The following is a 13,460-nucleotide window of genomic DNA, read 5'->3' on the forward strand; positions in this document are numbered from 1 at the left end:
CGTTTTATTGTTCGTTAACTGCATTGTAATCTTCTTCCAAAACCGGCTTTAACCAAACTACATTGGTCTCCCCTTCATAGTTGGTGATTGCGATATGCACCATTTTGGTATTTGCCGCAGCTCCGTGCCAATGCTCTGTGTTTTCAGGAATGTTGATGACGTCGCCTTTTTTAATGGGCCGCGCTGTTTTACCTTTTTCCTGATAAAAACCATTTCCTTCGGTAACGATCAAAACCTGTCCCCGCGGATGCGTGTGCCAGATGGTGCGTGCACCCGGTTCGAAGGTTACGCTGCCCATCAAAAAGTCATTGTTTTTATCTTTTGCTATAAGCGGCGTCAGGAACGCGTTCCCTGTGAAATAGCTGTCCGGCAATTTGTCTCCCTTTGGAAAAAGAGCGCTGTTTTGATCTGTCATTTTCGTTGAATTTTTAGTTGTCTTACATGCTGACCCTGGCAACAATGTCCCGATAATGAGTACGATTGTTGTTAATTTGATGAAATACCTCATAGTTGCAGTTTAGATTAATGGGCTGAATTTCAACCCGTTTAATACCCTCTAATTCAATGCCAAAGGTCGGGTATACAGCCCGCCGGTTTTTATATACATTACTGGTTTGTTTACCACTTTTACTGATCCGGCATGTAACATGGCCGACCGCGAAAGGGAACCGCTATATTTGAATGATAATCAGCAAGGATATGGAGCAAGTAGAAAGGATTGATACGGTAAAGCAGTACAACGATTGGATTGGCGTGGACACGCTGCATCCTCTGGTAAGTGTGATCAATTTCAACGAGATCCCTACTGTTCAGCATTTCCGGCGCTACATGGGCATTTATGCGGTGTTTATGAAAAACATCAAGTGCGGCGATATCATGTATGGTTGCCAGCCGTACGATTACGAAGATGGAACACTGGTTTTTGTATCGCCCGGGCAGGTTTACGGCATTGATAGCAAGGGTAAGGTCACGAAACCATCGGGATATGCACTGGTTTTCCATCCCGATCTGATCGCAGGAACGCATTTGGGAAAAATGATCAAGGATTATTCGTTTTTTTCTTATGAGGTAAATGAAGCATTGCATTTATCCAAAAAAGAAAGAGAAACCATTGCCGATTGCTTTGAGAAGATCGCTGCGGAGATTGATCAGAACATTGACAAGCATAGCAAAACGCTCATTGTTTCCAATATCGAATTGTTCCTGAACTACTGCATGCGATTTTATGACCGGCAGTTTATTACCCGCGGCAATGTGAACAAAGATATTCTAATGCGTTTCGAAGCCTTGCTGCAAGATTATTTTAAGTCAGGCAAAACACAGACATTGGGCCTGCCAAGTGTTGCTTACTGCGCCGATATGCTGCATCTGTCCGCCAACTACTTCGGCGACCTCATCAAAAAAGAGACAGGCCACACCGCGCTGGATTTTATTCAATCAAGATTAATAGAAGAAGCAAAAGTGAAGATCTTCGAGGTCAATATGTCGTTCGGAGAAATCGCCTACCAGCTCGGATTCAAATACCAGCAGCATTTCACCCGCCTCTTTAAACAAAAGACCGGCGTGACGCCGAACGAATACCGGAGTTTGAACTAAACTTGAAGCGGGTACGCATTTTGTGTGGCGGAACACATTTACCCATTAGTTAACTTCATGAATATTCCCGCATTGACCGCATTCAAAAGCCGCAATTACAGGCTGTTTTTTGCCGGGCAAACGATTTCACTCCTCGGCACCTGGATGCAAAAAACGGCGGTTAGCTGGGTCATTTACTCACTGACGCACTCTAAATTCATGCTCGGCGTCAGTATTTTTGCCACCCTTTTCCCCTCCGCCGTGCTGACTCCCTTCGGAGGCGTCATTTCTGACCGCTATAACCGGTACCGCGTGTTGGTAATCACTCAGATCTTATCAATGCTGCAGGCGGTGGCGCTGACGCTGGTTGTTTACTTCGACAATTATGCAGTTTGGGAAATTATTTCGCTGAGTGTGGTGCTTGGGCTCATCAATGCATTTGATGTGCCAGCCCGCCAGTCGCTGGTGTATGAGCTGGTGGATGATAAAAAGAATCTTCCCAACGCACTGGCGCTCAATTCTTCCATGGTTAACCTGTCCAAACTGATCGGACCGGCGATTGCCGGGGTGGCCATTGAGCGGTTTGGCGAAGTGGTTTGCTTTGGTGCAAATGCACTCAGTTTCATCGCCGTTATCAGCTCACTGCTTATGATCCGCCTGCCGAAATTCCAGCCGGTCAAACATACCAAAAATATCCTGGGCGAACTTGCCGAAGGCTTGGTCTACATCAGACAGACGCCCGAAATCCGCTACATTATCATTATGCTAGCACTCGTGAGCCTGTTGGTGCTGCCATTCAACAGCCTGATGCCCATTTACGCCAAAGATATTTTCCAGGGTACAGCCTCCACATTCGGGCTGCTCGACAGTGCCATTGGTTTCGGCGCGCTAGCCGGTGCCATTTTTCTTGCGACGCTGAAACCCGGCACAAACCTCAGCAGAATTTTGGCGATCAACACATTTGTTTTCGGCGCAGGCTTGATCCTGTTTTCTTACACCAGCCTGTATCCGCTGGCACTTGTATTCATAGCGGTCGGCGCATTTGGTATGATGTCGCAAACTACCATCAGTAATACGCTGATACAGACGTCGGTAACTCCGGCAATGCGCGGACGTGTGATCAGTATTTTTGTAATGGCCTTTTCCGGAGGAGTGCCCATCGGCAGCCTGGTTGTGAGCTACATTTCGCAGCATATCGGCGTGCAAGCGACCGTGCTAGGGCAAGGAATTCTCGCATTGGTTATCGGAATAATGCACGTCCGTTATCTTAAAAAGAAAAAAGCCCGCCAGCCCGTTGCCCTTTCCAGAAAGCTCAACGAAGAAATTCCCCAGGTTTGACAAATCGGGACCTGCATTCACTGATACCTACAACCTAATCGAGTTCTTCCCCGATTTTAGAGGAAGTATTTTGCCTTTCCAGACAAATTTCCCTGAGGTCTTTTGAGGCAGATCAATCTCAGCCTGTATGTTGCCCTGCTTCACTTTGTAGCGGACTGCTATCGTCCCGTTCGGATGCGGCATTTCGCCGCTAATGTCATCGATGGAGCCCAAATGCGGGGTAATCAATACTTTGGAAAAGCCGGCAGCGTCACTATCAATGCCAAGAATCGTCCTGAAAAACTCGATGTTAGGACTGGATCCCCACGCGTGACAATCCGAACGTGAGGTACTTACGTCGGAAGTTTCAGCCCAGGTAGTGAGTCCCAGATCCATATTTTCACGCCATTTGCCGAGCCAGCTCAGGTAATCATTCCCAAGTCCGGCTTTGGTAAGCGCCTGATGCAGATAGAATTTGAAGTAAATAGACGCAGGAGCCAGACTCGTATCAGCCAGCATCTTGGTAGCCAAAGGTTTAGCCTGGTCAGCCGCCACAACACCCGAAAGGATTGCCAGCGAATTGGCGTGCTGGGAATAATTATCTTTTTCGGGCGTATTAGCGAAAAGCCCCTTCCCCGCATCCCAATATTTAGCCTGAATGGTTTTTTTCAACTGCGCGGCGCGACTTCTGTAACGTGCTGCCAGATCTTTCAAACCCAAGCTACTTTCCAGCTCAGCTGCCAGCTGGTAAGTCCAGAGTAGCTGCATGTCCAGTACCGCCGACTCGCCATTTTTCCCGATCGGCGCCATTCCAAAATCCCAGCCTTTTCCCTGCGACCAGTCCGTAAAGACCCAGTAGGGAACATTCTTTAATGAGCCATCTTTTTGCTGATAACGTTCAAAAAACGACAGAACCTGCCTTGCTCCCGGGAGTTTATCCTTGATAAAAAGGCTGTCTGGCCGGTATTTGTAATAATCATGCAACATAGCGACCCACCATAATGAGAATGTCGGGATCTGCTGATGCAGATCTGTTGGGTAGCGGCTTAATGTAATTCCCTCGGCAATGCGTGAATGGTCCATCAACGTCAATGCATTCCGGACAAGCCGGTCGTCGCCTGCATTATACATGGAAACCAATGCCTGAATCCTGGCGTCGCCGATGTATTGCAGCTGCTCGTAATAGGGGCAGTCCATATAAGTTTCAAAGGCGCAGAGCCGCGCGGTACGCCAGCCGATGTCCAGCATCTTCCCCATTTCGGCATTCTGGGTTTGAAGTTTGGCTTTTTGCTCAAAAGGATACCCAGTAAACGTGCCGTAAATGTCGTCAATCACCAGCGGATCTGCTTTTGTTTCTATACTCAATTGAATGTACCGGTAAGTCCGCCAGCTCAGCGGCGTGTATTGCTGGTTTGCCCCGCCGCCTGATCGAATGCTGTCCGTCCTGCCGACAAAGATCTTTTCATTCACTTCATTGCGGTTTCCTTTCGGGAGCATAGGCAGTCTGGGGCTGTTCAACAATTCCTTTTTCCCTATATAAAGTCCTTCCGAATAACCCATAGCCAGGCTCGCTTCCTTACCACCGCTGAATTCCAATGTGGGATAGGCATTGCTCAGAAATCCCTGGTCCAGCAGGATCGTTGCCCTGGTATTAGCTGGAATGGTCACGCTTTTTTTGGTAGCCGGAAACCCCGCCGGAACCTGAACGCCCTCCGCCTTTTTGGTAGCCGAAAGACGCTGTACCGTCATTTCCATTTGTGGCAGCTGCGATTGCACCAGCATCCATCCGGAAGAATTCACAGCCGCATCCTTGGTAAGCCCGGGCCCGATCAGGCGCGCTTTTACCCATTTACTTTCATCATACCCCCCCTTCTCCCAGCCACTCACATGCTTGCTCATATCCACGAGCTCAGCCGGGCCAGCTACATAGTAACCCGGCACTTTCACTGACAGAGGCTGGTAGCTGTCATCCTTGATCGTTTTCCAGCTGTCATTGGTGTTGAGAATTTCCTCGGCTGCTGTATTGCCTTGTAAAATAAAACCAGTCAGATACGAAATCTGCGATTCAGGTTTCCACCGGCCTTCATTCCAGACTACGGCGGCCACGATGTTACTGCCTGCATTTAAATACGGTGCAATGTCAACCGTTTCAAAATTCCAAAAATACAGATCACCCCGCGCCGGGCCTTGCGACACGTGCTTGCCATTTACATAAAGCTTGTACCGGTTATCGCCTGAAACGTGGATCACGAATGAGGAAGGTTTTACAGTCAGCTCGATTGTTTTCCTGAATTTATAGATGCCGTATTCTTTCAAAGTCAAATCCGAAGACGCATTGAAACGGTTGATAGGCTTGCCCGGCCCGGTAATCCATTCTGCCTTCCACGGTTTTTGTAGTAAGTCGGCCCTGAGCTGCTGAGCTGCGAGCGGCCAGGCAAGGAGTTGGGTTACCAGTAAACAGCAAGCCAAACGGGCATAGTATATCTTTGGTATCATGTATAGGTCTTGAGATTTTTTTAAATTAAGTAAGGAGCCATAGGTTTATACTTCCCGATTGACCGCCACATGGCGGGCAGAGAATGCGGATGACAACACGCAAGATCAGGATGCCGCCGATCATCCGGCCAGTCCCCATTTGCAGTGGCATTCTTGTAACCACGGGTAAAGAAAAATTAATTATTAAGACTATCTTGCCGCTATTCCAGCGCAGGCGCATCCCGCACCGGTATTTGGTAATACACTTATGCCCCAGAACACATTAATCTACAAACCATAATGGCAACAGATATCTTCGAAATCTTACGACTCAACAAGCAGCAGATCTTACAACTATGGCTGCAAAACCAACAGACCGACACAGAATTCTCGGATAATTTCAACACCGCCGACGAGCTTAGGGCACAGTCTGCTGAATTTGTTGACTTGCTTTTAAGCACGCTCAATGAAAACAACATTCACGATTTTTCTTCGCCAGACCTGGAACCTTTGATCGACTACGTTTCAAGTCTGACGATTTCCAGGGCCCGGCAGGGCTTTTCTCCGAGAGAGACAGCCACCTACATCTTTACCTTGAAAGATTCACTTTTGAAGGTGCTTAGCGACCAGATCAGCGGCGATCTGTCGCAACTTTATCAGGCGACCATCCAGATCAGCAGGTTTGTAGACAATATTGGTATACAAAGCTTTGAGACTTTTATTACCGGCCGGGAAGAAGTGATCTCCCAGCAGTCCGACGAAATGGCTGAACTTTCCACGCCGGTTATCCGGGTTTGGAACGGGATCCTTGCCATGCCCATTATCGGCACCCTCGACAGTGCCCGTACACAGGTCGTAATGGAAAACCTGCTGCAGGGAATCGTTGATACGGGTAGCAGCATCGCCATCCTGGATATATCAGGCGTGCCGGCCGTCGATTCGCTTGTGGCACAGCATTTGATAAAAACGGTCAATGCAACCCGCCTGATGGGCGCAGAATGCATCATTAGCGGCATTCGGCCAGAAATTGCCCAAACAGTTGTCCACCTGGGGATCGATCTTTCGCAGATGATCACCAAGGCTACGTTGGAAAGCGCGCTCAAATTTGCCTTCAACAGCCTGCAATTGGAAGTAAGGCGTATTCAGAAAGATAAAGTAATTTAAGAAGGATAAGCCGCTGACAATATGGAGAAAATTCCTATTCTTAAAATGGGAAAGTTTTTGCTTGTAACGATCCAGGTTGATTTATATGACCGTCTCGCACTGACTTTAGAAGAAGACCTGATAGAGATGGTGTTCAAAACAGGATCAAAGGGCGTACTCATCGATATTTCCGCCTTGTCCATTGTGGATTCTTTTATGGGCAAAATTATCGGCAACATCGCCGGCATGTCCAGCATCATGGATGCGGAGACCGTTGTGGTAGGCATGCAGCCGGCAGTGGCCATTACGCTGATAGAACTGGGGCTGCCGCTCTCCGGCGTGCATACCGCTTTGAACATAGAGAAGGGAATGGCATTGCTTCAATCCCGGATGAAGGCAGATCTTGACGATGATGAGAATGATGGCGACGATTAGAGAAAGCCTGATCGTCCAGCAGGAGCGTGATCTGGTAGTCTGCCGCAACCGCGTAAAGGAAGTAGCAGTCAAAATTGGCATGGGTATTGTAAACCAGACCAAACTAATCACTGCTACCAGTGAGATTGCGCGTAATATGCTCATTTATGGCGGTGGCGGGGTGATGAGGCTGGAAGTGATCACCCGGGGAAAGCAAGAAGGCATTCAATTGGTTTTTGAGGACAAAGGTCCCGGAATAGCCGATATCCAAAAGGCAATGCAAGATGGCTTTACCACCGGCCGCACGCTTGGAATGGGCCTGCCTGGTGCAAAACGCCTGGTCAATGAATTTACCATTCAAAGCACATTTGGAAAAGGTACGACAGTGAAATTATTAAAGTGGAAGAATGGATAGCTTAAAACAAGTGGTTTTTAACCTCACCGAACGCAGCTATCTGAATATATTAAAAAAGGATATCGTCCGGCTTGCCGAGCCCGCAGCTTTACCCGCAAAACGGGTGGCTGAGCTGGAACTGGTTATTTCAGAAATAGCGACCAACCTGTTAAAGCATGCCGGTGGTGGCGAGTTGGTAGTCCGGGTTTTATCTGAAAATGCAAATAAAGGAGTAGAAATCCTGAGCATTGACAAGGGTCCGGGGATGGCTGATCCTAACAAGATGATGGAAGACGGCGTATCTACAACGAACACCCTGGGGCATGGATTAGGCTCGATCAAACGGCTTTCCGATCAGTTCCAGCTCTATTCTTCAAAAGGCTGGGGCACTGTATTATTATCACGTATTTTTTCTCAGCCTGTACAAAGTCAGCAGGCCAGTGCCGGCATTTATCCCATTATTTTACCCAAGCCGGGTGAAAGCCTGTGCGGAGATGCCTACGTCTGGAAGGCTAACCCTTACTTTTTAAAGGTGATGCTTGCGGACGGGCTTGGGCACGGTCCCCTGGCAAACCTGGCCGCGCAGAGGGCATGCGAAGCCTTCCGGAAATCTGTTTTCAACAATCCCAGCGACATTCTCAATGACATTCACCGGCATGTTAAAGGGACCAGGGGCCTGGTGGCAACCGTGGCGGTCTTTGATCTGATCAACAAAGTATGGACGATCTGTGGCGTAGGTAATATCTCGTCCCGGCTGAGTAATGCATTAACCTCCAAAACGCACATGCCTTTTAACGGGATCCTGGGCGTTAATATTTCCGGAAGGTTACAGTCACAGAAAATCGAGAACGATACAGGGAGTTATCTGATCCTTTGTTCGGACGGGATTTCAACCCGGTGGGAAACGAGCAGGCATACTGCGGTTTTCAAGTACGATCTATCCATCCTGGCCGCCGTGATCTACAAGGATTTTGCCCGCCATTCAGATGATATGTCAGTTGTGGTTGTTAAGGTTAATTGAGGGAATTCATGAATGACATCATCGCTTTTAACCTTGAAAACGACCTGGACCTGGTGCTGGCCCACAGAAGATCCATGCAGCTGTGCGAGATGTGCGGCCTGGGACTGGTGGCCCAAACCGGTTTTGCTACCGCGGTTTCCGAAGTTGCGCGTTTTATGATTGATAACAGAAGTGATTCTGTATTAAGCCTTTCATTTAGCAAACCCAAAGACGGTAGGCCGGTGATCTGCGCAAGTATAAAAAGCCCTTCTTTAAACCGCTTAAACGTTTCCAACGAGAACTTTGAATATGCCAGAAGGCTGGTGAGCCATTTTGAGGTTTCGGCCTCATCGGTTTCCATCAGCTGCGAATTACCTAAATCAGTCACACTCACCCAAACGTTATTTGAACGGTGCAGGCAGGAATTTAAAACGGGCCAGCCGATTTCACCCTACGAAGAAGTAAAACGCAAAAACGCGGAGTTACAGCAACTGGCCGACCGTTTGGTCGAAAGTGAAAACCGTTACCAGGAGCTCACCGGTTCTTTGCCATTAATGATGTTTACGCTGGCCGCCGACCACCATATGCTCTATGCAAACCAGTCGTTTCTGGATTTTACCGGCAAGTCGCTGGAAGACCTGAAAGAAACAAATTGGTTGAATTGGATCCAGACACACCATCTGGATGCTGATCTGGAATATCTGAAGGAAAAACTCGAAAACGAGCAGCCGTTCCAGCTGGAAGTCAATCTTTCGGCTGCCGCAAGCCAGGTGTGGCATTTGTTGTCATTAACGCCGCAGCTGGACAGTTCGGGCGAACTGATGCAATGGTTCGGGTTTATTGTTAACATCCACGCACAGAAGGTAGTAGACCAGACATTAAAAGATAATGAAGAGTTGCGGCGGGTGAAAAAAATCATGGAGATCAGGGAAAAACAGCTCGACGACACGATCCAGGAACTCAATCGCAGTAACACCGAACTTGCCCGCTACGCATACATTGCATCCCACGATCTTCAGGAGCCGATCCGGAAAACCAGGCTTTTGGCTGACATGGTCATTGATAAATACCACACGCACATTCCCCCGGAAGCTCAGGATTTACTCCGGCGCCTGAAAGGTTCAGCGGAAAGAATGCAGCTTGTTGTCAAGGATTTGCTGACTTACTCAAAATTGAACTCAGGTCCGGTCTCACTGATCGAAAAGGTTGAGCTTTCCAAATTGGTCCAGCTGGCCACTTCAAACCTGGAATATTTGATCATCGAGAAAGATGCGACAATTTCAACCACTAATTCGCCAGTGATAACCGGCAATGCCTTACAGCTTTTGCTATTGTTCCAAAATCTTTTAGCCAATGCCGTCAAGTTCACAGCACCGGGAATTAAACCTGTTGTTGTTGTCATGGCCGATCTTTTGACAAAACAACAATCGGAGGCACTTAAACTCAACGGCCGTCATAAATGGCTGTGCATTCAGGTCATTGACAATGGCATTGGCTTCGACGAAAAATATACGGACCGGATTTTTGAAGTATTTCAGCGCCTCCATTCACAAAACGATTTTTCCGGCACCGGGATCGGCTTATCGATTTGCAAGAAGATCGTCGACCAGCATGGCGGCAAGATCACAGCCAAAAGCACCCCCGGCCAGGGATCTAATTTCACGATATACCTACCCGCCTAGGCATTTTCTACTAATTAATCCATCCGAAAAGAACTCATGCCCACCCTTTCGAGAAATTTGCGTCACGCGTTTTTTACACTGATTATGCTGCTTGCGATCTGCATTAACGCAGGCGCTCAAACCAGAAAAAACAGCATTCAAAAATTGCCGAACATCATTTACATCTACGCCGACGACATGGGTTACGGTGAACTGGGCTGCTATGGTCAGCAAAAGATCAAAACCCCGAACCTGGATAAAATGGCGAAAGAAGGAATGCGGTTCACCCAGCATTATACCAGTATGCCGGTGTGCGCACCTGCCAGGGCAATGTTGATGACCGGGAAACATGGCGGGCATTCGGCAATCCGGGGGAACCTGGAACTGGGTGGTTTTAAAGATGAAGAAGAACGGGGCCAGAAACCGCTGCCAGCCGGAGAGTTTACCATTGCAGAACTGCTCAAACAAAAAGGTTATGCGACGGCGCTGACCGGGAAATGGGGTTTGGGAATGAACGATACGGAAGGTACACCTACCAAACAAGGATTTGACTACTACTACGGATACCTCGACCAGAAACAGGCGCATAATTTCTACCCGAGCCATCTTTGGGAAAACGACAAATGGGATACGCTAGGCCAGCCGTGGTTTGATGTACACCGAAAACTAAAACCCGAAACCGCCACCGACGCAGATTTCGACGCATTCAAAGGAAAAGACTATGCGCCCGAAAAAATGACTGAAAAAGCGCTGGCATTTATTGAAAAAAACAAAGGAGGCCCTTTCTTTCTGTACATGCCGTACACGATACCGCACGTTTCTTTGCAGGTGCCGGATGAATATACAAAACAGTACATCGGCCGGTTTGACGAAAAACCTTACTACGGCCAGCAAGGCTACACGCCCACCAAATATCCGTTGTCAACGTATGCGGCCATGATCACGTATCTGGATTTGCAGGTTGGGATAGTGATGGCTAAAATCAAGGAACTTGGGCTAGACGACAACACCATCGTCATGTTCAGCAGTGATAATGGCACCACGTTCAATGGCGGTGTCAACGCTAAATTCTTCAATAGCGTAGATGGGTTACGGGGTTTGAAAATGGATGTTTACGAGGGCGGGATCCGCGAACCTTTCATTGCCCGCTGGCCGGGTAAAGTCAGGGCGGGGAGTGTGAGTGAGCATGTATCCGTCCAGTATGACCTGATGGCAACGCTGGCCGAACTGACAGGCCAGAAAGTGGATCAAACAGATGGGATTTCTTTCTTACCCGAACTGCTTGGCCAGAAAAACCGCCAGAAAAAGCACGAGTTCATTTATTGGGAATACCCTGAAAAAGGCGGACAACTTGCAATCCGGATGGGCAACTGGAAGGGTGTCAAAACCGATTTAAGGAAAAACCCCGGAAACGCCTGGCAAATATTCGACCTCAAAAACGACCGCAACGAAACCACAGATATGGCCGCCCAACATCCGGAACTGGCCAGACAGTTTGATGCCATCCTGAAACGCGAGCACCAGGATCCGGGTGTGGAAAACTGGCGGTTTTTAGAAAAGGTGATTGCCGGTGGGCGATAGCGGAGTTGCCGAAAGGCTTTGCCATAATACCTACTCTCACCGAAAAAAAAAGCACGGTTCAAGGATTAAAAAGAGATTGTTTGTGAATTAGTAAATAAAGGGTGAAGCTAATTACATAATAGCTTCGATAATCGCGGCTCTTTATCAGGCAAGATCTTTAAAATTCGCATCGTGACGCCAGCGCAATCCGATTTACAACTTTGGAATAAATTTCGCCAAGGAGACCGTGACGCTTTCCGCCAGATCTACCAGCTATTCGCTGGTGATCTTCTGAACTATGGCTATAAGGTCAGCGGAAACATACAGCTGATCGAAGACAGCGTCCACGATCTTTTTGTTGAGATCTGGCAGCGACGAACCAATTTGTCGGAGACGGACTCGATCCGTTTTTACCTGTTCCGTGCCTTGCGTAACAAGATCAGTACCAGCCAGCGCCGGAACCACCTGCAGGATCCATTCGAATCGCTTGAAACAAGCGCCGATGAATTCTTGATCGAGCAACACCTGATTGACGAAGAGCAGCGCGACGGTTTACTCCGCCAACTTCGCATTAGCTATAGTTTGCTCAGCCCAAGGCAGCAGCAGGCGTTGCATATGCGTTTTTTCCTGCATTTAAGAAACGAGGAGATTGCCGAACTAATGGGGATCAATTACCAATCTGCGTGCAAATTCATTTATTCCGGGCTTAAAGCGCTGCGCGAAACGGTCAGGATCATTTCACTGCTGCTCCCGTTTTTTCTGATCCGATCTTTTTAAAAAGTCTTCAAAAAAAGACATACTCTGAACCACCGTGCCATGACAAATTACCATCAGTATCATGCAGTCGACTTTGCCGCCGACGACTTTTTTAAGAACTGGATATGCGATCCCGATCCACACTCGGATGCATTCTGGAAAGCATTCCTGAAAGAATATCCCGAGAAATATTACGAGCTGGAAGAGGCAAAGATACTTATATCGAACCTGAATAAAATAGAACGGGATATTGCTACAAATGGGCGGATTGAGCGGTTATGGTCGCGGGTGGACGCATCAAGCCGGGATATTCAACCCATTTTTGCCAAAAGACTTTTTCCATTCCGGAAACTGGGCCTGGCTGCGGCCTCTATTGTATTGGCATTGATCGCCTATTCGTTCTGGCTAAAAAAACCGGACACCGGAGTCATACCTGCCAGCGCTCATTTTGCCGCTAGCAGTGAATGGGAAGAAATCAGTAACACATCCGCAAAACCGCTGCTGGTCCGCCTTCCCGATCAAAGCGAAGTGATCTTAAATAAAAACAGCAGCGTGCGATATCCCGCTCGATTTGATGCAAAAAAACGGGAAGTACTGCTGATCGGAGAAGCATTTTTTGATGTAAGTAAAAATCCCGAAAAGCCTTTCCTGGTATACTCTAATGGATTGGTGACCAAAGTATTAGGCACCAGTTTCACGATCAGGTCGGTGGCTAACGAGCCCGACGTGACCGTTTCTGTAAAAACCGGACTGGTATCTGTTTATTCCGAACGGCGGAACAAGGATTCAGACCCCGAGGCCGAAGGTATCGTACTGACTCCCAATCAAAAAGCAGTATTTCAAAAGGATAAAGCTTTGCTGAGCAGAACATTAGTCGAAAAGCCGGAGGTAGTGGTACCGGAAGCTGCACTACCTTCTTTTATTTTCGAAAACGCCCCGGCCGCCGAGGTATTTGAAACGCTCGAAAAAGTCTATGGAGTAGATGTCATTTTCGACGAACAGGTCATGAAAAATTGTACGCTCACCATGGACCTGAGCAAGGCCGACCTCTTTGAAAAGCTGGTAGTGATCTGCAAAGTGCTTGATACTGAATACAAACTGATCGACGCGCAGGTGATCATTTACGGCAAAAGTTGCTAAGTCCCCCGATTTTCCTAACCCTAAT

The 13,460-nt window shown here is 48.0% G+C and carries 12 protein-coding genes; 10 read left to right on the forward strand and 2 right to left on the reverse strand.

The window, feature by feature from the left end:
• Positions 1-4 precede the first annotated feature (4 nt).
• Complete coding sequence (locus LZG72_RS19155) at positions 5-415, reverse strand: cupin domain-containing protein (protein ID WP_233876094.1); 411 nt, start codon at positions 413-415, stop codon at positions 5-7.
• A gap of 284 nt (positions 416-699) precedes the next feature.
• Here LZG72_RS19155 and LZG72_RS19160 point away from each other — a divergent pair, with 284 nt between their 5' ends.
• Together LZG72_RS19160 and LZG72_RS19165 are read left to right on the forward strand one after the other, a co-directional pair.
• Complete coding sequence (locus LZG72_RS19160) at positions 700-1,596, forward strand: AraC family transcriptional regulator (protein ID WP_233876096.1); 897 nt, start codon at positions 700-702, stop codon at positions 1,594-1,596.
• A gap of 57 nt (positions 1,597-1,653) precedes the next feature.
• Complete coding sequence (locus LZG72_RS19165; RefSeq protein ID WP_233876098.1) at positions 1,654-2,913, forward strand: MFS transporter; 1,260 nt, start codon at positions 1,654-1,656, stop codon at positions 2,911-2,913.
• A 27-nt stretch (positions 2,914-2,940) separates the two neighbouring features.
• Here LZG72_RS19165 and LZG72_RS19170 read toward each other — a convergent pair whose 3' ends face one another.
• Positions 2,941-5,388 carry an alpha-L-rhamnosidase C-terminal domain-containing protein gene (locus tag LZG72_RS19170; RefSeq protein WP_233876100.1) on the reverse strand — a complete coding sequence of 816 codons (2,448 nt, stop codon included), beginning with the start codon at positions 5,386-5,388 and terminating at the stop codon, positions 2,941-2,943.
• 279 nt (positions 5,389-5,667) lie between these two features.
• Between LZG72_RS19170 and LZG72_RS19175 the strand changes: the two genes are divergently transcribed.
• From LZG72_RS19175 to LZG72_RS19210, 8 genes are all read left to right on the forward strand, one after another.
• Complete coding sequence (locus tag LZG72_RS19175) at positions 5,668-6,531, forward strand: STAS domain-containing protein (RefSeq protein ID WP_233876102.1); 864 nt, start codon at positions 5,668-5,670, stop codon at positions 6,529-6,531.
• A gap of 21 nt (positions 6,532-6,552) precedes the next feature.
• Complete coding sequence (locus LZG72_RS19180; protein ID WP_233876104.1) at positions 6,553-6,945, forward strand: STAS domain-containing protein; 393 nt, start codon at positions 6,553-6,555, stop codon at positions 6,943-6,945.
• Positions 6,929-7,339 (forward strand): anti-sigma regulatory factor, encoded by a 411-nt coding sequence (locus tag LZG72_RS19185; protein WP_233876105.1) that lies wholly within the window; start codon positions 6,929-6,931, stop codon positions 7,337-7,339. The genes LZG72_RS19180 and LZG72_RS19185 overlap by 17 nt, the downstream gene beginning before the upstream one ends.
• On the forward strand, positions 7,332-8,339 hold the full coding sequence (locus LZG72_RS19190; RefSeq protein WP_233876107.1) for an ATP-binding SpoIIE family protein phosphatase: 1,008 nt from the start codon (positions 7,332-7,334) through the stop codon (positions 8,337-8,339). Before LZG72_RS19185 ends, LZG72_RS19190 begins: the two co-directional genes overlap by 8 nt.
• An 8-nt stretch (positions 8,340-8,347) precedes the next feature.
• Entirely contained in the window at positions 8,348-10,000 is a 1,653-nt protein-coding gene (locus LZG72_RS19195) for an ATP-binding protein (RefSeq protein WP_233876109.1), read from the forward strand.
• Positions 10,001-10,036: 36 nt separating this feature from the next.
• Entirely contained in the window at positions 10,037-11,560 is a 1,524-nt protein-coding gene (locus tag LZG72_RS19200) for an arylsulfatase (protein ID WP_233876110.1), read from the forward strand.
• Between the two features lie 171 nt (positions 11,561-11,731).
• The gene (locus LZG72_RS19205) at positions 11,732-12,316 is read left to right on the forward strand and encodes an RNA polymerase sigma factor (protein ID WP_233876112.1); all 585 of its coding nucleotides are present in this window, start codon (positions 11,732-11,734) and stop codon (positions 12,314-12,316) included.
• Between the two features lie 39 nt (positions 12,317-12,355).
• Positions 12,356-13,435, forward strand: coding sequence for a FecR family protein (locus tag LZG72_RS19210; protein WP_233876114.1), 1,080 nt, complete (start codon positions 12,356-12,358; stop codon positions 13,433-13,435).
• Positions 13,436-13,460 lie beyond the last annotated feature (25 nt).

It is taken from the genome of Dyadobacter sp. CY323, assembly GCF_021390245.1.
Lineage (GTDB): Bacteria > Bacteroidota > Bacteroidia > Cytophagales > Spirosomataceae > Dyadobacter.

What these genes read in the sequence shown, in the direction of transcription:
- LZG72_RS19185 (WP_233876105.1), top strand. Translation starts at nt 6,929, where the DNA reads ATGATGGCGACGATTAGAGAAAGCCTGATCGTCCAGCAGGAGCGTGAT.
- LZG72_RS19210 (WP_233876114.1), top strand. Translation starts at nt 12,356, where the DNA reads ATGACAAATTACCATCAGTATCATGCAGTCGACTTTGCCGCCGACGAC.
- LZG72_RS19195 (WP_233876109.1), top strand. Translation starts at nt 8,348, where the DNA reads ATGAATGACATCATCGCTTTTAACCTTGAAAACGACCTGGACCTGGTG.
- LZG72_RS19175 (WP_233876102.1), top strand. Translation starts at nt 5,668, where the DNA reads ATGGCAACAGATATCTTCGAAATCTTACGACTCAACAAGCAGCAGATC.
- LZG72_RS19160 (WP_233876096.1), top strand. Translation starts at nt 700, where the DNA reads ATGGAGCAAGTAGAAAGGATTGATACGGTAAAGCAGTACAACGATTGG.
- LZG72_RS19200 (WP_233876110.1), top strand. Translation starts at nt 10,037, where the DNA reads ATGCCCACCCTTTCGAGAAATTTGCGTCACGCGTTTTTTACACTGATT.
- LZG72_RS19165 (WP_233876098.1), top strand. Translation starts at nt 1,654, where the DNA reads ATGAATATTCCCGCATTGACCGCATTCAAAAGCCGCAATTACAGGCTG.
- LZG72_RS19170 (WP_233876100.1), bottom strand. Translation starts at nt 5,388, where the DNA reads ATGATACCAAAGATATACTATGCCCGTTTGGCTTGCTGTTTACTGGTA.
- LZG72_RS19155 (WP_233876094.1), bottom strand. Translation starts at nt 415, where the DNA reads ATGACAGATCAAAACAGCGCTCTTTTTCCAAAGGGAGACAAATTGCCG.
- LZG72_RS19190 (WP_233876107.1), top strand. Translation starts at nt 7,332, where the DNA reads ATGGATAGCTTAAAACAAGTGGTTTTTAACCTCACCGAACGCAGCTAT.
- LZG72_RS19180 (WP_233876104.1), top strand. Translation starts at nt 6,553, where the DNA reads ATGGAGAAAATTCCTATTCTTAAAATGGGAAAGTTTTTGCTTGTAACG.